Here is a 22,010-nt window from a genome sequence, read left to right as displayed (position 1 = left end):
TGGGGCCCGACGCAAGGAAAGTCGGCTACCCTCCCTCCGGCGGCATCCCGAAACCCTCGCCTCGTCCGTATCGACGTTCATCTCGGCCGAGTCGCAGGGCAGTTGGGGTACCCGCTTAATCTTTCGGCAGCGCTACGCGTGTAGACAGCCCTCCGGCGCGATAACTTCACCCCCGCCCTGCCCCCTTTGCCCCCGCTCCTTCCGGCCAAGGAGAGTGCGTCATCAACGCGTCAAGCAGTCCCCCTGCCGTAGAACTTCACGGCATCACCAAGCGATTCCCCGGCGTCGTCGCCAACCACGACATCGACATCACGGTGCACCGCGGCACCGTCCACGCCCTCGTGGGCGAGAACGGCGCGGGCAAGTCCACCCTGATGAAGATCCTCTACGGCATGCAGAAGCCGGACGAGGGCACCATCACCGTGGACGGCGCCCAGGTCTCGTTCCACAGCCCAGGCGACGCCATCGAGCGCGGCATCGGCATGGTGCACCAGCACTTCATGCTCGCTGACAACCTCACTGTCCTGGAGAACGTGGTTCTCGGCAGCGAGAAGCTCCACGGCATCGGCTCGGCAGCCCGCAAGAAGATCCGTCAGATCTCGCAGCAGTACGGCCTCGGCATCCGTCCCGACGTCCTTGTCGAGGAGCTCGGCGTCGCCGACCGCCAGCGGGTGGAGATCCTCAAGGTCCTCTACCGCGGCGCGCGCATCCTCATCCTCGACGAGCCCACCGCCGTGCTGGTGCCGCAGGAGGTCGACGCCCTCTTCGCCAACCTCCGCGAGCTGAAGGCCGAGGGCCTGACCGTCATCTTCATCTCCCACAAGCTGGGCGAGGTGCTGTCGGTCGCCGACGAGATCACCGTCATCCGCCGCGGTACGACCGTGGGCACCGCCGACCCGGCGAGCACCACGCCCCGCCAGCTCGCCGAGCTGATGGTGGGCGCCGAGCTGCCCACGCCTGAGACGCGCGAGTCGACCGTCACCGACGTCCCGATGCTGCGGGTCGAGGGCCTGTCCCTCGCCGAGCACGGGCATGTGCCGGCGCAGGAGACCTCGGAGCCGCAGCTGCCCGCCAGCGACACGCTTGAGGAGCCGGGCGTGCCGGTGGGCAGGATGCTGCTGGACGGGATCTCCTTCACCATCCACAAGGGCGAGATCCTCGGCATCGCGGGCGTCGAGGGCAACGGCCAGACCGAGCTGATCGAGACCCTGATGGGCATGCGCCACCCCGACGCGGGCGCCATCACGCTCGACGGCGCGGACATCACCCATGCCGCCACCCGCAAGCGCCGCGAGGACGGCATCGGCTATATCCCCGAGGACCGGCACCGGCACGGCCTGCTGCTGGAGTCCCCGCTGTGGGAGAACCGTATCCTCGGCCATGTCACCGAGCCGCCCAACAGCCGCCGCGGTCTCCTCGACCCCAAGGCCGCCCGCCGGGACACGCTGCGGATCGTGAGCGAGTACGACGTCCGCACCCCCGGCATCGACGTCACCGCGGCCTCCCTCTCCGGCGGCAACCAGCAGAAGCTGATCGTCGGCCGCGAGATGAGCCACCACCCCAAGCTGCTCATCGCCGCCCACCCCACCCGCGGTGTGGACGTCGGCGCACAGGCCCAGATCTGGGACCAGATCCGCGAGGCCCGCCGCGAGGGACTCGCGGTTCTGCTGATCTCCGCGGACCTGGACGAGCTGATCGGGCTCTCCGACACCCTGCGCGTCATGTACCGCGGCCGGCTCGTCGCCGACGCCGACCCCGCGACCATCACTCCCGAGGAACTGGGCTCGGCTATGACCGGCGCCGCCACCGGTCACCTCGAGCACCCCCAGCACCCCGAAGACGGTGAGGCCCGATGAGGAAATTCGACAAGGACCGGCTGCTCCTCGGGCTGGCCGGCCCGGTGCTGGCGCTGGCCGTCGCCTTTGTGCTCACCTCGGCGGTGCTGCTGGCGTCGGACCGTGACCCCATCGAGCCGTTCCGGCTGATGTTCGAGTCGGCGTCGTTCTCCGACGTCCAGGTGCTGATCATCAATCAGACCGGCACGTACTACCTGGCCGCACTCGCCGTCGCCGTCGGCTTCCGGATGAACCTCTTCAACATCGGCGTCGACGGTCAGTACCGGCTCGCGGCGATGGTGGCCGCGCTCATCGGCGCCGCCGTGGAGCTCCCCGGGCCGCTGCACATCGCGCTGATCGTGATCGTCGCCATGCTCGTCGGCGCGTTCTGGGCGGGCATCGCGGGCATCCTGAAGACCACCCGCGGAGTGAGCGAGGTCGTCTCCACGATCATGCTCAACGCCATCGCGACCAGCCTGATCGCCTGGCTGATCCTGCCGTCCAACTTCGGCGAGCAGCCCCCCGGCTCCAATGACCTGACGACCGGTGAGATCCCCGAGTCCGGCTGGTTCCCGGCCCTGGAGGTCACCGGCGGCGAGATCTACGGCTTCACCTTCGTGGCCTTCGCGCTGGGCTTTGTCTACTGGTTCGTCCTCAACCGCACCCGCTTCGGCTTCGACCTGCGCGCCACCGGCGCCAGCTCGACCGCGGCCCAGGCCTCCGGCGTCGACGCCAAGAAGATGGTCCTGACCGCGATGCTGATCTCGGGCGCGGTCGCCGGACTCGCCGGCATGCCCACCCTGCTGGGCGACACGCACACCTACAGCTTCAACTTCCCCGTCGGAGTCGGCTTCACCGGCATCACCATCGCCCTGCTCGGCCGCAACAGCCCGATCGGGATCCTCTTCGCCGCCCTGCTGGTCTCCTTCCTGGACAAGGCGTCCGCGGATCTCGACCAGCACGGTTACGAGAAGGAGATCGCCACGATCATGCAGGGGCTGATCGTGATCGCGGTCGTCGTGTCCTACGAACTCGTCCGCCAGTACGGGCTGCGCCGCCAGCAGCGGAAGGTGGGCGAAGAGCTCGCCGCCGGGCACGCCCTCAAGACCGCGAAGGAGGCCGCCAAGTGAGCACGAGCAACGCCTCGGCCGCGAGCGCCGCGCCCAAGGCCCCCAAGAACGGCGGCCGCCGACCCAAGCTGACCCTGCCCGTCATTCTGCTGATCATCGCGGGCGGACTGGCGCTGTTCTCGCTGGTGCGTGTGGTCAGCGGGGCCGATGACCTGACCTCCGTCGGCCAGGTCTCCGGCGCGCTGCAACTCGCCGTGCCGATCGGACTCGCCGGCCTCGGCGGTCTGTGGGCCGAACGTGCGGGCGTGATCAACATCGGCCTCGAAGGCATGATGATCCTGGGCACCTGGTTCGGCGCCTGGGCCGGCTTCCAGTGGGGCCCCTGGGTCGGCGTGCTGATGGGCATCGCGGGCGGCGCGCTCGGCGGTCTGCTGCATGCGGTCATCACCATCACGTTCAACGTCAACCACATCGTCTCCGGTGTGGCGATCAACATCCTCGCCCTCGGGGCCACCCGCTACCTCTCGAACTTCACCTTCGCCGAGGAGCCGGGCGGCTCGTCCAAGCAGTCCCCGCGGATCGACGCGATCGACCGGATCACCATTCCGGGGGTGTCCGACTGGCTCGCCGACATCCAGGCCAAACACTGGTTCTTCGTCTCGGACCTCGCGGGCGTGCTCGGCGGCCTGGCCACCAATCTGTCGCTGCTCACCGTCGTCGCCCTGCTGCTGATCCCGGCCAGCTACTGGGCCCTGTGGCACACCGGCTTCGGTCTGCGGCTGCGCTCCTGCGGTGAGAACCCCGTCGCCGCCGAGTCCCTCGGCGTCAACGTCTACAAGTACAAGTACATCGCCGTGGTCATCTCCGGCGCCCTGGCCGGGCTCGGCGGCGCGTTCCTCGCGATCGTCTCCACCGGCATCTATCAGGAGGGCCAGACCGGCGGCCGCGGCTACATCGGTCTCGCCGCGATGATCTTCGGCAACTGGATGCCCGGCGGCATGGCGCTCGGCGCGGGCCTCTTCGGCTTCACCGACAGCCTCAAGCTGCGCGGCGGCGCGACGAACGTCCACGCCATGCTGCTGCTCATCGCGATTCTGCTGGTGGCCGCGGCCGTGTGGCAGCTGTACAAGAAGAAGTACCTGCCCGCGGTGATCTCCGCCGCGGCGGCGGCCGGTCTGTTCACCTGGTACGCGCTGACCGACGAGGTGCCGAGCCAGTTCGTGGACGCCGCGCCGTACGTCGCCACGCTGCTGGTGCTCGCCCTGTCCGCGCAGCGGCTGCGGATGCCCAAGGCGAACGGCATGCTCTACCGGAAGGGCCAGGGCAAGTGACGAAGGACGCCGACTGGGAGGTCCTGCGGGAGCAGGCGCGCGAGGCGATGTCCCGTGCGTACGCCCCCTACTCGGGCTTCCCGGTCGGCGTGGCCGCGCTCGTCGACGACGGCCGGACGGTGACCGGCTGCAATGTCGAGAACGCCTCGTACGGGCTGAGCCTGTGCGCCGAGTGCGGCCTCGTCTCCCAGCTCCAGGCCACCGGCGGCGGCCGGCTCACCCACTTCACCTGTGTGGACGGCACCGGCGGTCTGCTGGTGCCGTGCGGCCGGTGCCGGCAGCTGCTGTACGAGTTCGGGGGGCCGGAACTGCTGGTGGACACCCCGGCGGGGGTGCTGCCGCTCAAGGAGATGCTGCCGCAGGCGTTCGGCCCCGCGCATCTCGACTGATGACTGACGACTGACGACGCGGGGGTCATGGCGCGGCCGTGACTCCCGCGCCCCTTTCTTTCTCTATGCGCGTAGAGTCATCTCTGCCCGCCACCACCGCAGTTGGAAGGAAGCCAGCCATGGCCATGGACGCCATCTCCGTCATCCGCACAAAGCGGGACAAGGGCGAACTGAGCCCCGAGCAGATCGACTGGGTCATCGACGCGTACACGCGCGGCGAGGTCGCCGATGAGCAGATGTCCGCGCTGGCCATGGCCATCCTGCTGAACGGCATGAACCGCACGGAGATCGCCCGCTGGACCGCGGCGATGATCGCCTCCGGCGAGCGGATGAACTTCGACGCGCTGTCCCGCCCCACCGCCGACAAGCACTCCACCGGCGGCGTCGGCGACAAGATCACCCTGCCGCTCGCGCCGCTGGTCGCCGCGTGCGGGGCCGCCGTTCCGCAGCTCAGCGGCCGCGGCCTCGGCCACACCGGCGGCACCCTCGACAAGCTGGAGTCCATCCCCGGCTGGCGGGCGCTGCTGTCCAACGAGGAGATGCTCTCCGTACTGGACTCCACCGGCGCGGTGATCTGCGCGGCGGGCGACGGGCTCGCCCCCGCGGACAAGAAGCTGTACGCCCTGCGGGACGTCACCGGCACCGTCGAGGCGATCCCGCTGATCGCCTCCTCCATCATGTCGAAGAAGATCGCCGAGGGGACGGGCTCGCTCGTCCTCGACGTCAAGGTGGGCACCGGCGCGTTTATGAAGACCGTGGAGGACGCGCGGGAGCTGGCCTCTACCATGGTGGCGCTCGGCACCGACAGCGGCGTCCGCACCGTCGCGCTGCTCACCGACATGTCCACACCGCTCGGGCTGACCGCGGGCAACGCGCTGGAGGTCCGCGAGTCGGTGGAGGTCCTCGCGGGCGGCGGCCCCGCGGACGTCGTCGAGCTGACCCTCGCGCTGGCCCGCGAGATGCTCGACGCGGCCGGCCTCAAGGACGCCGACCCGGCGAAGGCGCTGGCCGACGGCTCGGCCATGGACGTCTGGCGGCGCATGATCGCCGCCCAGGGCGGCGACCCGGACGCGGCGCTCCCCGTCGCCCGCGAGCAGCATGTGGTGACCGCGCCGTCCTCCGGCGTCCTCACCCGCCTTGACGCCTACGACATCGGCCTCGCCGCCTGGCGTCTGGGCGCGGGCCGCGCCCGCAAGGAGGACCCGGTCCAGGCGGGCGCGGGCGTCGAACTCCACGCCAAGCCGGGCGACACGGTGACGGCGGGCCAGCCGCTGCTCACGCTGCACACGGACACGCCGGAGAAGTTCGACTACGCGCGCGAGGCCCTGACCTCGGCGTATGACATCGCCCCCGCGGGCACGGAGTTCCACCCCACGCCGGTGGTCCTCGACCGCATCGCCTGACGCCCTGAGGGCGGTCTCTTCCCACGCACCCGCATGGGCGGGTGGGCGGCGCGCGCCGATGAGTTACGGCTCGCCCGGCCGTCCATGCAGATGTGGACGCCACGCAGCCCATCGTCATACGCCTTGAGGGCAGGCTCACGCCCGCCGACCCGCACCGGCTCTGTCAGGAGCTGAGCGAGCGGCTCGCGCTGCTCGGGCCCGGGGGCGCGGGCCCCGAGGTGGTCGTGGATGCCAGTGGGCTGGCGTACGCGGGGCTGGCCGCCGTGGACGCGGTGGCGCGACTGCGGCTGGTCGTGCGGCGGGAGGGCGGGGTGCTCAGGCTCCGGGGGGCCGGGCCGGAGCTGGGTGAGCTGCTGGAGTTGTTCGGGCTGGGCCGGGGGTTGGGCTAGGAGACGGCGTCCAGGCGGGCCGGGAGGCCGAAGAGGGGGAACCAGCGCGCGGTGTCCAGGAAGGAGTTGATCCCGGAGATCCGGCCGTCCACGATCTCGATCACCATCAGCGCCCAGGGGGTGTACCCCGTGCCGTCCTCGCTGCGGTGGTAGTGCGCGAAGGCCGGGGTGCCGTTGGCGACCGTGGGGATCAGCTTGGAGTTGCGGCAGACGGAGCCGACGCCCAGCATCCAGCCGACTATGTTCGCGTGGCCCTGGAGCCACAGGTCGTACGGCGGCATGGACAGGGTCGCGTCCTCGTGGAGGAGGGCCGTCAGGGCGTCCATGTCGTAGCCCTCGAAGGCCGCCACATAGCGGTCCAGCAGCTTGCGCTGCTCCTCATCCAGAGGGTCGGCCGCGGCCGTCTCCGCGGGCGGGGAGGCCGCGAGCGTCGCCCGCGCCCGCTGGAGGGCGCTGTTGACCGAGGCGACAGTGGTGCCCAGCAGCTCGGCCACCTCGCTCGCCCGCCAGGCGAGCACCTCGCGCAGGATGAGGACGGCCCGCTGCTTCGGCGGCAGATGCTGCAGCGCCGCCACAAACGCCAGCCGGATCGACTCGCGCTCCACCGCCGTCTCCGCCGGGTCGGCGGCGGACGGCAGCACCCGCCCGTCGGGCACCGGCTCCAGCCAGGTGATCTCGGGGCGGGCAGTCAGCTGCGCCTGGGCGACCGGCGTCGGGGCCGTGAGGTCCATCGGCCGCGCCCGCCGGTTGCCCGCGCCCAGCATGTCCAGGCAGACGTTGGTCGCGATGCGGTACAGCCAGGAGCGCAGCGAGGAGCGCCCCTCGAACTTCTCGATGTTCCGCCAGGCCCGGACCATGGTGTCCTGCACGGCGTCCTCCGCCTCGAAGGACGAGCCCAGCATGCGGTAGCAGTAGCCAGTCAGCTCCCTGCGGTGCTGCTCCAGCCGTGCGTCCAGGTCCTCGGTCGTTGCCAGATCGCTCATCTCGATCCACCTCAATCGCCCCGCGCCGCCTGCCGGCGCCGACGATGGGGAAGCTACCGCAGGGGTCTGACAGCAGAGGTCTGACAACAAGCGTCACATGCGCGCGCCGGCCGTCGCGACCCGTCGGCGGACCTCGGTGCGGGCCGCCCGCTCGGCGACGCGCGCGCAGTGGGTCCCGTACAGCGTGATCGAGACGACGCCGAGGACGGCCACCAGCCCCAGCAGGACCGTTCCCGCCCAGCCCCCGGCGTGGAAGGCGACCGCGCCGAGTGTGCCGCCGGCGCTGCTGCCGAGGTAGTACGCGGACTGGTACAGCGCCGACGCCTGGGCGCGGCCCGTCTTCGCCGTGCGGCTCACCGCGGAGGAGGCCACCGCGTGGCCCGCGAAGAACCCGGCCGTGATCAGCACCAGGCCGGCCAGCACCGCGGTCAGCGTCTGCGCCAGCGACAGCAGCAGACCCGCGGCCGTGGTGACGACCGCGAGATAGAGCGCCCCGCGCCGTCCCATCCGGCCCACCAGCTTGCCCGCGGCGGCCGAGGAGACCGTGCCGACGAGATAGACCAGGAAGATCGAGCCGACCACGCCCTGCGGAAGGCCGAAGGGCTCGCCGGCCAGCCGGTAGCCGATCACCGTGTAGACCGCGCCGAAGACGGTCATGAACAGCGCGCCGATCCCGTACAGCCGCAGCAGCAGCGGATCCGCCAGATGGCCGCGGACGGTGCGGGCGATCGAGCGCGGCCGCAGCGAGCCCGGGGTGAAGTTACGGGCCTTCGGCAGCAGCGCCCGGAAGACGACCGCGCAGATCACCGCCAGCACTCCGACCGCGGCGAGGCCCGCGCGCCAGCCCCACAGCTGGGCCGCCCAGCCGGCTGTGATCCGGCCGCTCATGCCGCCGATGCTGTTGCCCGCCACGAACAGGCCGATCGCGCCCACCAGCGCCTTGGGGCGGACTTCCTCCGCGAGATACGCCATCGCAGAGGCGGGCACCCCGGCCAGTGCGGCGCCCTGCACGGCGCGCAGCGCCACCAGCCATTCAAGGCTCGGCGCGAGCGGCACGAGCAGCCCGACGGCGACGGCGACCGCCAGCGACACGGTCATCATCCGCCGCCGTCCGAAGCGTTCGGAGAGCGTGCTCAGCGGCAGTACGGCGAGGGCCAGCGCGCCGGTCGCGGCGGAGACCGTCCAGCTGGCGGCGGAGGCGCTGACGCCGAATCCCGCGGAGACGGCGGGCAGCAGCGCCTGGGTGGAGTAGAGGAGAGCGAAGGTCGCGACGCCTGCCGCGAAGAGCGCGAGGCTCATCCGGCGGTAGGCGGAGGTACCGGGGGACAGCTGGCAGGCGTCCACCGCGGTGGACGCCTTGGTACTGGCGGGAGGCATGTCACGAAAGTAGAACGCCGCAGTTCATGCGTCCAATGCATGGAATGCCGATAATCGTTCCCATGGTGCATGAACGCAGCTCACAGCATCGGCTGTCACCGAGTAGTTACGAAGAAGACATTGCGCTGCTGCTCGCTCCGCGTCTGGCGTACTTCGCCGGGGTGGCCCGCCATGAGCATGTGACGCGGGCGTCGCTGGAGATGGGCGTGCCGCAGTCGACGCTCTCGCGGGCGATGGTCCGGCTCGAAGAGGACCTGGGGGTGGAGCTGTTCGCCCGCAAGGGCCGTACGGTCTCGCTCACCCCGTCCGGGCGGGCGTTCCTGACGTCCGTGGAGCGGGCGCTCGCGGAGGTCGAGCGGGCGGCCGACTCGGTGCGGGCGGACGCCGACCCGCAGGGCGGAAAGGTGGCGTTCGGGTTTCTGCACACCATGGGGTGGGAGACGGTGCCGGAGCTGATCCGGGCGTTCCGGGTGGACCATCCGCGCGTGCGGTTCACCCTTGTGCAGAACTACGGCGAGGCGATGATCGAACGGCTGCGGGCGGGCGAACTGGATCTCTGCCTCACCTCGCCCGTGCCGGACGCGCCCGACCTGGTCGCCCGGCGGCTGGACGAGCAGCGGCTGCGGCTCGTCGTGCCCGACGACCACCGGCTGGCCGGACGCAAACGGATCCGGCTCGCCGAGGCGGCGGAGGAATCATTCGTCACCCTGGAACCGGGGTACGGGCTCCGGCGCATCACGGACGACCTGTGCGCCGAGGCGGGCTTCAAGCCGCGGGTGGCCTTCGAGGGGGAGGAGGCGGAGACCCTGCGCGGGCTGGTGGCGGCGGGCCTGGGCGTCGCCCTGCTTCCGCCGCCGGCCGTGGCCCGCCCCGGCGTCGTCGAGCTGACGGTCACCGCGCCGCGGGCGGTCCGCGAGATCGGCGTCGCCTGGCTTGAGGGCCAGCCGGAGACGCCGCCGGTGGCCGCCTTCAGGAAGTTCCTGCTCTCCCGCCGCGGCCACCTCCTGCCGGCATGAGTCCGCGGCGCCCCGGGCCGACCGGGCCCCGCCTCGGTCGGCCCGGGGCGGCGTCGGTTCAGGGCATGGGGCGTGCGATCAGGGAGCGCAGCTCTGGATCGGCGTCGGCGTCCTTCCCCCGGGACTCGTCGCCGGCGGCCAGGAAGAGAGTGTCCTTGTGGATCTGGACGACGGGACGGATGCCCACACGAGGCCCGCGCGGGTCCGCCGGGTACTCGCGCACCGTGGTGGCCTCTCCGCTCCCGGGGTCGAACCGGATGAGCTTGGCGGGGTCGTAGACGTTGCCGTGCATATAGGCCAGCACACCGTCGCCGTCCGTGTGAACGGCGCTGAACGACTGGAACTTGCCGGTCGAAGGCCGCTCCCACAGCTGCTCGCCGGTGGTGAGCGACCAGCCGATCATCCGGTTGTTCTCACTGCTCAGACCGACCGGATTGGCCAGCGCGAAGAGCCGGTCACCCCGCACCTGCACGTCCCAGGACGGACTGCCGTCCTTGACGCGGAAGACCGACAGTCCCCTGCCCTGCCCTGTCAGGGTGGTCCGCAGCTTTCCGTCGTCGGTCAGGACCTGCAGGGTCAGACGGTCCTTCAGCTCGGATATGTCGATGACGATCGGCGACGTCTGCAGCACCTCGGGGGAGCCGAGGCGATCCTCCGGGTCGGCGTCATAGGTCCACAGGGCGCGGCCGGTTGCCGGGTCCACGGCCGCCAACTGCTCGGTCGACTCGAACAGGCCGGTGATGCACCGCTGGACGCGCAGCAGCCGGCGGCCCCCGGTGTATCCGGAGCCCTGGCACGACTGCGGCCCCAGCGCCTGCCGGTCGTTCCACAGCTCCTTGCCGTCGCTGACGCGGAACGCCGCGGGCGCCTTGCGGGGCGTGCTCACGACGGCCACATCGGAGCTGCGGGCGATACGCGGCACCCCGACGCCCTTGACCTCCCGGTTCGCCGAGAGGGTCCGCTGCCAGAGCAGCTTCCCGGACGTCAGGTCGACGGCGTAGACGAGGGTGCAGCCGTCACCGCCCGTCGCGGCCAGCAGCACGGCCACATCGCCAAAACCCCCGTCGGACGCCTGGCACAGACCGGTCGCCGACTCAGGGGCAGAAGTGGTCCACTGCTGCTTTCCCGTGGCGTGGTCGACGGCGACCAGGCCGTCGGGCTGTGCTCTGACCACCGTACGGCCGACGAACCACAGACCCCGTATGAGATCCACGCCGTCCGGCTGGCGGGAGGACGCCTTGTACGGCAGTGACCAGGGCTCATCCGGTGCGATGGGGGCCTCTTCCGCCGTCGTCTTCTTCGACTGCTCCGCATCGTCATCGCCGCCGGCTCCGGTCAGCAGCCAGATCCCGCCGGCCACGGCGGAGACGAGCACCAGGCCCGCCACCGTGAGGAGCGCGATCAGCGCTCTGCTCTTCGGCGCGCTCCGCGGCGGTTGCCCGGCGGGATGGGGGTACGGGGCGGGACTGCCCTGAGGCGGAGGGGGATAGTGGCTGCTCACGCCAACGTGCTCCTGACACACAACAGTTTGCTTGCGGGACATTTGTATCAAGCACCGTCTGTCGGACGATCAGCCGAGGCCCACGAGGGCATGACGCGGTGCAGGTCACCAGCTTCTGCGCCGGTTCTTTGGCCAATTGGACGAAACCCAGCGGAGGGGAGCGGTCCTACGGTTCCCCGAACGGCGATCCGGGGTCCGGGACGCCCTCGACGCCCTCGCCTCGATGCCGTCGCCTCGACGCCGTCGTCGTCCTTGGCTCCGGAAGAAGGGGACCGCAATGCCTCTGACACACCATCCGCATGCCGCTCCCGAAGAGCTTCCCGCGCTCGCCCAAGGGGCGGAGAGCGGATTTCTCGGGACCGTAGAAGAAAAGATCAACGCGATCTTCGATCCGATCGCCACCGGGCTGGGCGACTTCGTCTTCGGCGAGGTGTCTCTCTTCGGGACCAGCTTCCCCTGGATCGTGGCCTGGCTTGTGCTCGCGGGCGCGGTCTTCACTCTCTACTTCGGACTGATCCAGGTGCGCGGGCTCCGGCTGGCCCTGCAGATCCTCCGGGGCCGGCACAGCCGCAAGGACGACCCGGGCGAGATCACCCACTTCCAGGCGCTGACGTCGGCCGTGTCCGGAACCGTCGGCCTGGGCAACATCGCGGGCGTCGGCGTGGCCGTCACCATCGGCGGGGCGGGAGCGACGTTCTGGATGGTGCTCTGCGGTCTGCTGGGCATGTGCTCCAAGTTCGTCGAGTGCACCCTCGGCGTCCGCTACCGCGACCACCACCCGGACGGAACCGTCTCCGGCGGTCCGATGCAGTATCTGCGCAAGGGAGTCGCGGAGCGACTGCCCGGCTCCGCCGGCCGGTTCCTCGGACAGGCCCTCGCGGGGCTCGCCGCCGTCATGATCCTGCTCTTCGGGATCGGCGGCGGCAATATGTTCCAGGCCAATCAGACCGTCATCCAGATCCGCGACATCACCGGCGGGGACGACGGCCCGCTCGCGGGCGACGGCTCGGCGCTGGCGCTGGGCGTCCTGCTCGCCCTCGTCGTCGGATTCGTCATCATCGGCGGCATCAAGTCGATCGGCCGGGTGACCAGCCGTCTCGTCCCGGCCATGGCGATCGTGTACGTCTGCGGCTGCCTGATCGTCATCCTGTTCAACATCACTGACGTCCCGGCGGCCTTCGGCGAGATCCTCCGCGGGGCGTTCACCGGGGAAGGCGTCGTCGGCGGCACCATCGGCGCGCTGATCGTCGGTTTCACCCGTGCCGCGTTCTCCAACGAGGCGGGCCTGGGCTCCGCGCCGATCGCACACTCGGCCGTGAAGACGCGCTACCCGGCGACCGAGGGGCTGGTCGCCCTGCTCGAACCGTTCATCGACACCGTGGTCATCTGCACCATGACCGCGCTGACCATCGTCATCGCCGACACCCAGTTCTGGAACGATGCGAAGGCGGACTACGCGGCGAACGGCGACACCGTGGACGGCGTCACCGTCACCTCCTCGGCATTCGAGACCGTACTGCCGTGGTTCCCTGTCATCCTCACCGTGGCGGTGGTCCTCTTCGCCGTCTCCACCATGATCACCTGGGCGTACTACGGCCAGAAGGCATGGACCCACCTCTTCGGGAGGAGCAAGTTCAGCGAGCGCGCCTACCAGTCGGTGTTCTGCACGTTCATCGTCATCGGCGCCGTCCTCACCTTCGGCAGCGTGCTGGCGTTCACGGACGCCGTGCTGTTCCTCCTGGCGCTGATCAACATCATCGGCCTCTATCTGCTCGCACCGGTCGTCAAGCGGGAACTGGCCCGGTTCCGCACGGCGCTTCGCTCCGGCGAGGGGCGGGAGCACGAGCCGGAGTCGGCCGAACGCACGCCATAGGGGGCCCGCACGGGCCCCACGGCCCGGGTGCTCCGGCAGGTGCGCACACGTACACACGTACACACGTATACGCCTGCGCGTCGGGGCGCCCGGGTCACTTGCCGGGCGGCACAGCCGTCGATCCGTTCTCCAGCAGCAGTTGCAGATGGGAGAAGAGGCACTGATGAGGATCGCCGAGATCGATCCCGCTGACCGTCTCGGCACGCTTCAGCCGGTAGCGCAGGGTGTTCGGATGGACGTGCAGCGACCGTGCGGCCGCCCGCACATTGCCGAGCGTCCCCAGATACGCCAGCACGGACGGCACAAGACCGGATTCATGCTCGGCCTCGTAGGCGAGAAGCGCGGTGATACGGGGATCACGCAGGCGCGGGTGCCGCTCCAGCAGCGCGAGCGCCTCGCTCAGCAGGACCTCGGAGCGTACGTCGGCGATGGCGGCCACACGCTGACCGCCGCCGCGCAGGACGATGTCGAGCACCTGGTCCGCCTCGGCCCTCGACTGGGCGATCCCGTGCAGACCGCCGACCACCGAGCCGACGGCGGCGCGTACGTCGAGCTGCAGACGCTGGCTCGCCGCCCGCACGATCTCGCCCGCCAGCCCGCAGGCGAGGCTCTCCCCGGACTGCTCCGGCAGGCCCGGGAGCAGCATGTAGACGCGTGAGTCGGCGGTCGTGACCAGGGACCGCCGCCGGTACGCAGCCGCGTGCACGGAGATCAGGCTCGCCATGGTCGCCCTGCGCATCTCGAAGGCCGGACGGCCGGCGTCGCCGCCCGCGCCGCCTCCCGCCGCGCCCGCGTCCAGGGTGAACGCCGCCACGACGGCCGGTTCGTCCGGGTCGGCGCCGATGTTGTCGGCGAACGTCCGGGCGTCGATATGCCCCTGAAGCATCCTGCGGAACAGACTCTGCTCGAACTCCAGGTCAGGCGAGGCGCCCGTACGCCGCCGGACGAGCTGCAGCGCGGCCGCACGCGCGGCGCCGACCAGCGCGTTCTCCGCGCCCGCCGCCAGCGGTTCCCGGCCCTCCTGCACCCAGATGGAACCCAGGAGCTGCTCGTCGACGCGGATGCCGATGGCGAGCCGCCGTCTGATCCCCCGCTCCGGCCGCTCGTCGATGTGCACCACATCGTCCCCGGCGCGCAGCCGGTCGAAGACCCCCCACTCGCGGAGCAGGGCCAGATAGTCGGCCGGACCCTGCCAGCCCAGGATCGACAGCCGGCGCAGCTCGTCCACCTCGTCGTCGGAACGGGAGTAGGCCAGAACGCGGTTGGCGCTGTCCTCGATGCTGACGATGCCGCCGGTGAGAGCGGCGACCGTCTGCGCGAGGGCGAACAGATCGGCCTGCCGCCCGGCTTTTGGCGCCATCACGCGCGCGTCCGCGACAACGCCCCGGGCGAGTGAGTCCAGTTGGGCCCAGCGGACCTCGGGCCGTACGCCGAGCACCACGACCCCGGTGTCCTCGGCGATGCGCCTCAGCTCGTCGAGATCCTCACCGTGCTCCGTCTTCAGGGCCACCGCCGCGGCCCCCTGGCCCGCGGCCGCGCGGGCGAGGCGGTGGACCCGGCGGCCCCGTGCGCCGATGATCAGCACCAGGTCGCCGCGGTAGGAGTCCGGCTCGTCGTCGGCGTCCAGAATGACGACGTCGCTGATCTCGACGTCAAGGCCCGCGGGCGCGGCGACCAGCCCGATGACGGGATCGCCGAGCGCGAGCAGCAGCTGCCGCACCACGGCGCCGGCCGGCCTGCTTATGTCATCCATGGTGACCACCTGTCCTGCACATGAGCGGATGTGCCAGACGAGATCCATGCGGGGAGAGACCGGGACGGGCCCCCTCGGCCTGGGCGTCCTCACCGGTGTGGCCGTCCGCCACGCGGCGTGGCGTGATGTCGCTCACCGTGGCATGCCGGTGGCACCGACGGTACTCGCTGGGCACAAGCACAGACAACAGTCCGGGACCGCCCGGGCAGCGGGTACGCGACGGGAATGTCTGCGGCGGGCCGTCAGGGGCAGGGAGCACCCCCGCACCCCTGACGGTGATCCCTCCTGCGGCGGGTCCTACCAGGTTCCGCCCTTGGCCGAGCCTTCCTTTGCGGCACCCATGACGAGGGAACCGCCCGGGGAGTCCATGACGACGATCTTCATGGCGCTGTGGTGGGCTTCGTGGAACATGCCACCGTGGTGGCCGCCGTCCGCAGCCGCGGCGGGGGCGGCTCCGACGGCCATGGCGGCCGCGACGAGCGCCGCGCAGGCAAGGGCCTTCCTCATCGTGTGTTCTCCTTTGTGTGCGTCAGGACACACCACCCGGTCAGTCCGGGCGGTGTCGCAGGCAGGGCTTCCCTTCCCCCGGCAGTCCGTGACGAATTGGTGCAAATACCACTCTTTCGAGCGCCGCCCTCTCGGATCCCGGCCATCGCGCCGGCGCAGCTCTCCACACCGCGCACCGGCCATCCGCCGGCACGGGCGCGAAGGACGCCGCCGCGGGCGGGCCGCGCACCCCGCGCCCCCGGATGCCCCTGGCGCCAGGGGCCAGGCGGCGTACGCGGGCCCGGCCCAGCCCCGCCGCCGCTTCAGGCGCAAGGGGCTGCACATTCCAGCCTCGTGGGGGTACCTCCCAGCGGTAGCTGGGGGAGTTTGAGGCGCGGGAGCCAGAAACCCAGCCCCGCCGGCGCTTGAGGCGCGTGGGGCCGGGGGCGGAGCCACCGGGTCAGGAGTGGCGCAGTGCGCGGGCGAAGCCCGCGGCCAGCGGCATGCGCAGTCCCAGCGGCGGCGGCGCCGCAAACGCGTCGGCGACGGGACGGGAGAAGCCGCGGCCGCACAGCGCGCCGAGGACGAAGTCCATGGAGAGGGCCACGACCTCGTCATGGTGCTGCCGCAGCGCATGCCCGTCGGAGTGCACCTCGAACCGGCAGGTGTCCCCGTTCGTCTTCTTCGCGCGCCCCGCCAGCCGGTACGACATCTCCGGGTCGCTCCATGCGTCCGTCGTGCCGTGCACGATCATCACCCGCCGCCCCGTGAGCTGCCGCACCGGCTCATGGGGCTCCAGCCCCAGCGCGTCGTCCGGCAGCCATGGCGCGAGGGCCAGCACCGAGGTGACCGCGGGATGCCCCGCCGCCCGGAGCGCGGCCCGGCCGCCCATGCCATGGCCGGCGAGGCACACCGGCACATCGCCGTAGCGGCGTACGACCTCCTCCACCGCCCAGGCGGCGTCCGCCGCGAGGTCCGCGCGCTCGCCGTTCCAGCCGCGCACGCGGTACTGGACGGTGTGCACGGCCAGTCCCTCCTGACGGCCGGCTCTGGCCAGCGCCCGCCCCAGCGGCTGGGTGGCCGAGTAGGCGAGGGCCGAGGGCCGGCGGGTGGATTCGGGCTCTCCGTCCGGGAGCAGCAGCACAGCCGCGCCGACGGCGGCGTTCGCCGCGCCCGCGCCGCCCGCGCCCGACGCCCGGCTGAGCCGCGCCCGCGGGGCCGCGTCGGCGGACTCCGCCGTGGCCACGGCCGTGGATGACGCTTCGTCACGCCGCTGCGGCCGCGCCGCCGGAGCCGTCCGCCGTCCCCGCCAACGGGGCAGTGCGAGGTGTGCCATGGCAGAACAGTCTCAGAAGTCCATGTGTACTCCACCCGTACGCGCGGTCACTGTTACGTATCGACCGGTGTCGTAAGGGGGAGCTCTCTACGCGCGTAGGGGCTACAGTGCGCAGATGACGAGCCAGACCCCCAACCTGCCTACCGCGGACCAGATCCGCCGCGCCCCGAAGGTGCTGCTCCACGACCACCTCGACGGCGGGCTGCGTCCCGGCACGATCATCGACCTCGCCCGGGACGCCGGGTACGGCCTGCTCCCCGAGACCGAGCCCGACAAGCTGGGCATCTGGTTCCGCGAGGCCGCCGACTCCGGCTCACTGGAGCGCTATCTGGAGACGTTCGCCCACACCTGCGCCGTGATGCAGACGCGTGACGCGCTGTTCCGGGTGGCCGCCGAGTGCGCCGTGGACCTCGCCGAGGACGGCGTCGTCTACGCGGAGGTCCGGTACGCCCCCGAGCAGCACCTGGAGTCGGGACTCAGCCTCGAAGAGGTCGTCGAGGCGGTCAACGCCGGCTTCCGCGAGGGCGAGCGGCGGGCCCGGGAGAGCGGGCACCGCATCCGGGTGGGCGCACTGCTCACCGCGATGCGCCATGCCGCCCGCGCCCTGGAGATCGCCGAACTGGCCAACCGCTACCGGGACTCCGGGGTCGTCGGCTTTGACATCGCCGGCGCGGAGGCGGGCTATCCCCCCACCCGGCACCTCGACGCCTTCGAGTATCTGAAGCGGGAGAACAACCACTTCACGATCCACGCGGGGGAGGCCTTCGGGCTGCCCTCGATCTGGCAGGCGCTCCAGTGGTGCGGCGCCGACCGCCTGGGCCACGGTGTGCGCATCATCGACGACATCGAGGTCGCCGACGACGGCGGTGTGAAGCTCGGCCGGCTGGCCGCGTACGTACGGGACAAGCGCATTCCGCTGGAGCTGTGCCCGACGTCCAATCTGCAGACGGGCGCGGCCGCCTCCTATGCCGAGCACCCGATCGGCCTGCTGCGCAGGCTCCACTTCCGGGCCACGGTGAACACGGACAACCGGCTGATGAGCGGTACGAGCATGAGCCGCGAGTTCGAGCTGCTGACCGAGACATTCGGTTACACGCTCGACGACATGCAGTGGTTCACCGTCAATGCGATGAAGTCCGCATTCATCCCTTTCGATGAACGACTGGCGATGATCAATGACGTGATCAAGCCCGGCTATGCCGAGCTGAAGTCCGAGTGGCTGTTCCGGCAGACCGCTGCGACCAGCGATTCCTCGGCCCAAGGAGGCTGAGCGGAGCGTATACCGCGAAGCGGCCGGAAGGGTCAATTCCGGTCGTTTCGCGATGTTTGCGGCTTGTGCCGGATCATGGATAGCTTGCGGAGTCGCTCACATCCCCGTCCCCAAGGACTCACCCCTGATGAAGCAGTCTGCAGCCAAGACTCTCGGCGTCGCCGCTCTCGGCGCCGCCTTCGCCGCTGCCGCCGCTGGCACCGCCGCAGCCGCGCCCGCCGCGCTTCCGGACTCCGCCACCTCGCTGAACACCGTCACCAAGATCCTGCCGGTTGGGGAGGTCGCTCCGGTCAAGGAGGTCGCCTCGAAGCTCCCGGCGGGCGTGAACGATTCCCTCGCGGGCAGCCAGCAGGCACTGGCGAACAGCGCGGTGAACCTGCCGGCCACCACCGAAGGCGTGGCGACCAAGACCCTGCCGACCGAGCAGGCCGACGACCCGGTCTCCAGCCTCCTCGGCCCCGTCTCCCAGGGCACCGGCGGCCTTCCGCTTCTCGGCGGACTGCCGGCGTCGCCGATCGGCTGACCGCTCGGCGCCGCGTACGACGCGATGGCCGGCACAACAAGTGGGGTGCCCCTCCGGACCCGGAGAGGCACCCCGCATACGCGTCACCAGGCCGTGCTCGCCGCCTTCTTCTCCGACGGCAGCAGCACCCACAGCGCCAGATACAGCAGGAACTGCGGACCCGGCAGCAGGCACGAGACCAGGAAGATGACGCGCATCGTCGCCGCTGAGGTGCCGAAGCGCCGGGCCAGCGCTGCGCACACTCCGCCGATCATGCGTCCTTCAGTGGGGCGGACAAGTGCGGCCATGGTGGGCTCCTTCGCGAATCCTCATATGTCTCGGTCAGTCTCCGTAAGTCTTCTCAGCCTTCGTAAGCCTTCGGAGGGGAGTCACTCCGTGTGCTCCCGATGACTCCATGATGGCCGGACGAGTGGTGCAGAGCGTCCCTCTACGGGGCGATCCCGACCCTGGTAATCGTCGGGGTCGGTCCCTGAGGCGACTCCTCCCGCAGTACGGTCCCGGGGCGCGCCCCATCCCGCCCGGAGCCCGCGCTCCCCGCCGTCCCCGGCTGCCTGCGGCGCAGCCTGGCCCGCCCCGCGGGCACCACGAGCAGATGGGCGAGCGCCACCCCGAGCGTGTTCAGCAGCAGCGAGTCCACATCGACGACCTGCCCGGGCACACCGGTCTGCAGCAGCTCGATCCCCAGGGACAGCAGCGCCCCGGCGGTCACGGTACGGGCCAGCGACCCCCACGGGGAGACGTCGAGCCGGCCGCCCGCCATCGGCAGCAGCACCCCCAGCGGGGCCAGCAGCATCAGCCCTTCGCCCAGCCGGCGGGCCGCCTCCACGGGGCCGAGCGCCAGATCCGCTCTGATCCCGGCCAGCGGTTCGAAATTCGCGGCCGTCACCCACAGCACGTCGCGCGGGCGCAGCGTGAGCCACGCGACGAGCAGCAGATGTGCGAAGAGGAGGACGCCCCCCGCCGCGCGGAAGCGGATGGCGGCGCTGCCGCCCTTACCTTGACGCTGCACGCCCCCCTAGACGCCTGCCGTGCGTGAATCGGTTCCGCATCCGGGCGAACCGGTCAGGGCGTGGCCGAAGCGGAGGGGGAGCCGGAAGGGGAGGCGGGGGAGCCGGCGGCCGGGGGCAGCGCGGAGAGCGTCGGCACCGGTCCCTCGGGCCGCTCCTTGGCCCGTGCGTCGCATCGGTAGCCCCGCGGCTCGTACTCCCCGGGCCCGCCCAGCACCACGGAGTCCTCCGCCACGGCGACGCCGTTCTCCGCGAAGGTGCACACGATCTGGGCGAGCGCGCCTGCCGGGAGGTCCTCCGGCTGCCGGGTGAGCCGCAGCGTGCCCGCGGGATCGCCCGCGCGCGGCCCGTTCAGCCCGATCGGTTCGCTCACATGGGTGGCGAACCCGGCCTCCTGCTCCGCCTGCGAGGGCTGTTCGGCCAGCTCGTCCAGCAGCGCCCTGGCGATCAGCAGCGTGCTGACGGCCGCCTTCTCCTCCGGGATCTGCGCGACGCGGTCCACCTGCTCCAGCTGCGAGGCGCACATCAGATAGACACGCACCGACAGGCCGTCGGTGCGTGTCTCGGGCGCGGCGTCCTCGTCGGACACCTCGCATGACACCCGTGACGGGGCCGCCCCCGCGTCGACCGGCACCTGGGTCGTCCTGATGCCGCAGCCGCTCAGCACGGCGGCGCCCATCAGCAGGGCGGCGGCCCGGCGGCCGAAGCCCCTCGGCGCCCGGGACGGCGTCTGCGGCGTCTGCGGGATCTCCGTCGATATCCGCGGGATCTTCGGCAGTCGCGTCGTCACTGTCCATCCACCCCCTCGTCGCCTTCGTGATGGCCTGCGCGCCGGCCGTCCCGGCCGCCCGGCCCGTCCCCGCCGTCTTCGCGCCGCTCGTCGCCGCCGTCGGACGCCCCGCTGAGCGTCGAGGCGTCGCGCGGCAGCCGCAGCGCGAAGATCGCACCGTCTCCGTCCGGCGAGTTCGACGCGGTGATGTCGCCGCCGTGGATATGGGCGTTCTCCATCGCGATGGAAAGACCGAGACCGCTGCCGTCCGAGCGGGGGCGCGACGCGCTCGCCTTGTAGAAGCGGTCGAAGACATGCGGCAGCACCTCCTCGGGAATGCCGGGCCCGTGGTCGCGCACCTCGATCAGCAGCTCGTCCGACCCATGCGGCGCTCCCTCCCCGTCGAGCGGCCGCACCGACACCCGTACCGGCGAGCCGCCGTGCTTGAGGGCGTTGCCGATCAGATTCGCCAGGATGACGTCGAGCCGCCGCGGATCGAGCCGCGCCATGATCCCGCGCTCCGCGTCCAGCTCCACCGCGTCCAGCCAGGCCCGAGCGTCGATGCACGCGGTGACCTGGTCGGCGACGTCCACATCGTCCAGTACGAGCCTGGCGGTGCCCGCGTCAAAGCGGGTGACCTCCATCAGGTTCTCCACCAGATCGCCGAGCCGCCGGGTCTCGCTGACCACGAGCTGCACGGCCGGAGCGATCATCGGATCGAGACCGTCGGCCTCGTCCTCCAGCACCTCCGTCACGGCGGTCAGCGCGGTCATCGGCGTACGCAGCTCATGCGACATATCGGCGACGAACCGGCGGCTGGACTCCTCCCGCGCGCTCATGTCCGCGACCTTCTTCTCCAGCGACTCCGCGGTCTTGTTGAACGTCCGCGCCAGCTCGGCCAGCTCATCCGTGCCGGAGACCCGCAGCCGGGTGTCGAGCTTGCCCTCGCCAAGCCGCCGGGCCGCCTCGCCGAGCCGGTGCACCGGCTTGAGCACCGTCGTCGCCGCGGCCTGCGCGAGCAGCGCGGAGCCGACCAGCGCCAGCAGGGTCGCGATCCCCAGCGACCAGGCCAGCGAATTGAGGTCCTGCCGCTCCTGCTCCAGCGACTTGAACACATAGCCGGTCGGCCCGCCGCCGATGATCCTGGTGCCGCCCACCAGATACGGCTCGCCGCCGCGCTCGGTGCGCAGCCAGTACAGGTGGTACGGGGCCGAGTTGCCCGCGCTCAGATCCTGCCGCTTGTCCACCGCCTCCCGCAGCCGCGGCGGCACATCGTCGAGCGTGAACGCGTCCCGGTTCGAGGCCCCGACGATCGGCTTGCCCGCGGCGCGCTCCCCGATCAGCAGCACGTTGTAGCCGTCGCCGCCGCCCGCCATCTGCTGGGCGGTCTTCTCCAGCTCGTACTGGGTGGGGCGCGGCGGCAGCGCGGCGGCCCGGTTCTGCATGTCCTGGCGGAAGTCGTCGAGCGCCGCGTCCTGGGTGCGGGTGAGCACGGCCTCGCGGTTGAGCCAGTAGGCGATGCCGGAGGCGGAGACGGCGGCGGTCAGCGCGACCAGGGCGAAGACGACGACGAGACGTACGCGAAGACTGGTGAGGCGAAGGCCGGAAAGTATCGCGCGCTTTGCGGCGCTGCTCAATGTGCCCTTCCGTTCTTCTCTCCGCTCGCGCGGCACAGGGGTGTCACAGGGAGGGGTGTCAC

General features: G+C 71.1%; 20 protein-coding genes. 10 read left to right on the top strand and 10 right to left on the bottom strand.

Annotation, left to right across the window (positions count from 1 at the left end; all coding sequences use genetic code 11):
- Positions 1–221: 221 nt before the first annotated feature.
- From OF819_RS26720 to OF819_RS26695, 6 genes are all read left to right on the top strand, one after another.
- Complete coding sequence (locus OF819_RS26720) at positions 222–1,856, top strand: ABC transporter ATP-binding protein (protein WP_267246213.1); 1,635 nt, start codon at positions 222–224, stop codon at positions 1,854–1,856.
- Complete coding sequence (locus tag OF819_RS26715; protein WP_267246207.1) at positions 1,853–2,965, top strand: ABC transporter permease; 1,113 nt, start codon at positions 1,853–1,855, stop codon at positions 2,963–2,965. Before OF819_RS26720 ends, OF819_RS26715 begins: the two co-directional genes overlap by 4 nt.
- Positions 2,962–4,236, top strand: coding sequence for an ABC transporter permease (locus OF819_RS26710; RefSeq protein ID WP_267246206.1), 1,275 nt, complete (start codon positions 2,962–2,964; stop codon positions 4,234–4,236). The genes OF819_RS26715 and OF819_RS26710 overlap by 4 nt, the downstream gene beginning before the upstream one ends.
- The gene (locus OF819_RS26705; protein WP_267246205.1) at positions 4,233–4,625 is read left to right on the top strand and encodes a cytidine deaminase; all 393 of its coding nucleotides are present in this window, start codon (positions 4,233–4,235) and stop codon (positions 4,623–4,625) included. Before OF819_RS26710 ends, OF819_RS26705 begins: the two co-directional genes overlap by 4 nt.
- Before the next feature lie 125 nt (positions 4,626–4,750).
- The gene (locus tag OF819_RS26700) at positions 4,751–6,028 is read left to right on the top strand and encodes a thymidine phosphorylase (RefSeq protein ID WP_267246212.1); all 1,278 of its coding nucleotides are present in this window, start codon (positions 4,751–4,753) and stop codon (positions 6,026–6,028) included.
- A gap of 92 nt (positions 6,029–6,120) precedes the next feature.
- Entirely contained in the window at positions 6,121–6,417 is a 297-nt protein-coding gene (locus OF819_RS26695; protein ID WP_267246204.1) for an STAS domain-containing protein, read from the top strand.
- Here the strand turns inward: OF819_RS26695 and OF819_RS26690 are convergent.
- Positions 6,414–7,400 carry a sigma-70 family RNA polymerase sigma factor gene (locus OF819_RS26690; RefSeq protein WP_267246203.1) on the bottom strand — a complete coding sequence of 329 codons (987 nt, stop codon included), beginning with the start codon at positions 7,398–7,400 and terminating at the stop codon, positions 6,414–6,416. The two genes, OF819_RS26695 and OF819_RS26690, sit on opposite strands and share 4 nt — an antisense overlap.
- 93 nt (positions 7,401–7,493) lie before the next feature.
- The gene (locus OF819_RS26685; RefSeq protein ID WP_267246202.1) at positions 7,494–8,777 is read right to left on the bottom strand and encodes an MFS transporter; all 1,284 of its coding nucleotides are present in this window, start codon (positions 8,775–8,777) and stop codon (positions 7,494–7,496) included.
- Positions 8,778–8,839: 62 nt separating this feature from the next.
- Here OF819_RS26685 and OF819_RS26680 point away from each other — a divergent pair, with 62 nt between their 5' ends.
- A complete protein-coding gene (locus OF819_RS26680) occupies positions 8,840–9,793 on the top strand; it encodes a LysR family transcriptional regulator (RefSeq protein WP_267246201.1) in 954 nt (317 codons plus the stop codon).
- A gap of 58 nt (positions 9,794–9,851) precedes the next feature.
- On the opposite strand, the gene OF819_RS26675 is transcribed toward OF819_RS26680, so the two are convergent.
- The gene (locus OF819_RS26675; protein WP_267246200.1) at positions 9,852–11,294 is read right to left on the bottom strand and encodes a PQQ-binding-like beta-propeller repeat protein; all 1,443 of its coding nucleotides are present in this window, start codon (positions 11,292–11,294) and stop codon (positions 9,852–9,854) included.
- Between the two features lie 277 nt (positions 11,295–11,571).
- Here OF819_RS26675 and OF819_RS26670 point away from each other — a divergent pair, with 277 nt between their 5' ends.
- Positions 11,572–13,167, top strand: a complete 1,596-nt coding sequence (locus tag OF819_RS26670; RefSeq protein ID WP_267246199.1) for an alanine/glycine:cation symporter family protein — start codon at positions 11,572–11,574, stop codon at positions 13,165–13,167.
- 94 nt (positions 13,168–13,261) lie between these two features.
- On the opposite strand, the gene OF819_RS26665 is transcribed toward OF819_RS26670, so the two are convergent.
- The 3 genes from OF819_RS26665 to OF819_RS26655 form a co-directional block, all read right to left on the bottom strand.
- Positions 13,262–14,920, bottom strand: coding sequence for a PucR family transcriptional regulator (locus tag OF819_RS26665; protein ID WP_267246198.1), 1,659 nt, complete (start codon positions 14,918–14,920; stop codon positions 13,262–13,264).
- Positions 14,921–15,217: 297 nt separating this feature from the next.
- On the bottom strand, positions 15,218–15,427 hold the full coding sequence (locus OF819_RS26660; RefSeq protein ID WP_267246197.1) for a hypothetical protein: 210 nt from the start codon (positions 15,425–15,427) through the stop codon (positions 15,218–15,220).
- 439 nt (positions 15,428–15,866) lie between these two features.
- A complete protein-coding gene (locus OF819_RS26655) occupies positions 15,867–16,652 on the bottom strand; it encodes an alpha/beta hydrolase (protein WP_416370630.1) in 786 nt (261 codons plus the stop codon).
- 205 nt (positions 16,653–16,857) lie between these two features.
- On the opposite strand from OF819_RS26655, the gene OF819_RS26650 reads away from it, so the two are divergent.
- A complete protein-coding gene (locus tag OF819_RS26650) occupies positions 16,858–18,012 on the top strand; it encodes an adenosine deaminase (protein ID WP_267246196.1) in 1,155 nt (384 codons plus the stop codon).
- A 127-nt stretch (positions 18,013–18,139) separates the two neighbouring features.
- Complete coding sequence (locus OF819_RS26645; protein WP_267246195.1) at positions 18,140–18,535, top strand: ATP-binding protein; 396 nt, start codon at positions 18,140–18,142, stop codon at positions 18,533–18,535.
- Between the two features lie 83 nt (positions 18,536–18,618).
- Here the strand turns inward: OF819_RS26645 and OF819_RS26640 are convergent, their stop codons facing one another.
- The 4 genes from OF819_RS26640 to OF819_RS26625 all read right to left on the bottom strand — a co-directional run bounded on the left by OF819_RS26640 (position 18,619) and on the right by OF819_RS26625 (position 21,948).
- Entirely contained in the window at positions 18,619–18,822 is a 204-nt protein-coding gene (locus tag OF819_RS26640) for a PspC domain-containing protein (RefSeq protein ID WP_267246194.1), read from the bottom strand.
- A gap of 140 nt (positions 18,823–18,962) precedes the next feature.
- Positions 18,963–19,544 (bottom strand): VanZ family protein, encoded by a 582-nt coding sequence (locus OF819_RS26635; protein WP_267246193.1) that lies wholly within the window; start codon positions 19,542–19,544, stop codon positions 18,963–18,965.
- A 53-nt stretch (positions 19,545–19,597) separates the two neighbouring features.
- Entirely contained in the window at positions 19,598–20,332 is a 735-nt protein-coding gene (locus tag OF819_RS26630) for a hypothetical protein (protein ID WP_267246192.1), read from the bottom strand.
- Complete coding sequence (locus OF819_RS26625) at positions 20,329–21,948, bottom strand: sensor histidine kinase (protein WP_267246191.1); 1,620 nt, start codon at positions 21,946–21,948, stop codon at positions 20,329–20,331. Before OF819_RS26625 ends, OF819_RS26630 begins: the two co-directional genes overlap by 4 nt.
- Positions 21,949–22,010: the final 62 nt, after the last annotated feature.

The sequence above is a fragment of the Streptomyces sp. PR69 genome (assembly GCF_026420845.1).
Taxonomy (GTDB): Bacteria; Actinomycetota; Actinomycetes; order Streptomycetales; family Streptomycetaceae; genus Streptomyces.
The sequence above is the reverse complement of the archived record's forward strand: the minus strand, read 5'-3'. Positions and strand labels throughout refer to the sequence as shown.

What these genes read in the sequence shown, in the direction of transcription:
- OF819_RS26715 (WP_267246207.1), top strand. Translation starts at nt 1,853, where the DNA reads ATGAGGAAATTCGACAAGGACCGGCTGCTCCTCGGGCTGGCCGGCCCG.
- OF819_RS26700 (WP_267246212.1), top strand. Translation starts at nt 4,751, where the DNA reads ATGGACGCCATCTCCGTCATCCGCACAAAGCGGGACAAGGGCGAACTG.
- OF819_RS26690 (WP_267246203.1), bottom strand. Translation starts at nt 7,400, where the DNA reads ATGAGCGATCTGGCAACGACCGAGGACCTGGACGCACGGCTGGAGCAG.
- OF819_RS26685 (WP_267246202.1), bottom strand. Translation starts at nt 8,777, where the DNA reads ATGCCTCCCGCCAGTACCAAGGCGTCCACCGCGGTGGACGCCTGCCAG.
- OF819_RS26680 (WP_267246201.1), top strand. Translation starts at nt 8,840, where the DNA reads ATGGTGCATGAACGCAGCTCACAGCATCGGCTGTCACCGAGTAGTTAC.
- OF819_RS26670 (WP_267246199.1), top strand. Translation starts at nt 11,572, where the DNA reads ATGCCTCTGACACACCATCCGCATGCCGCTCCCGAAGAGCTTCCCGCG.
- OF819_RS26665 (WP_267246198.1), bottom strand. Translation starts at nt 14,920, where the DNA reads ATGGATGACATAAGCAGGCCGGCCGGCGCCGTGGTGCGGCAGCTGCTG.
- OF819_RS26660 (WP_267246197.1), bottom strand. Translation starts at nt 15,427, where the DNA reads ATGAGGAAGGCCCTTGCCTGCGCGGCGCTCGTCGCGGCCGCCATGGCC.
- OF819_RS26650 (WP_267246196.1), top strand. Translation starts at nt 16,858, where the DNA reads ATGACGAGCCAGACCCCCAACCTGCCTACCGCGGACCAGATCCGCCGC.
- OF819_RS26645 (WP_267246195.1), top strand. Translation starts at nt 18,140, where the DNA reads ATGAAGCAGTCTGCAGCCAAGACTCTCGGCGTCGCCGCTCTCGGCGCC.
- OF819_RS26640 (WP_267246194.1), bottom strand. Translation starts at nt 18,822, where the DNA reads ATGGCCGCACTTGTCCGCCCCACTGAAGGACGCATGATCGGCGGAGTG.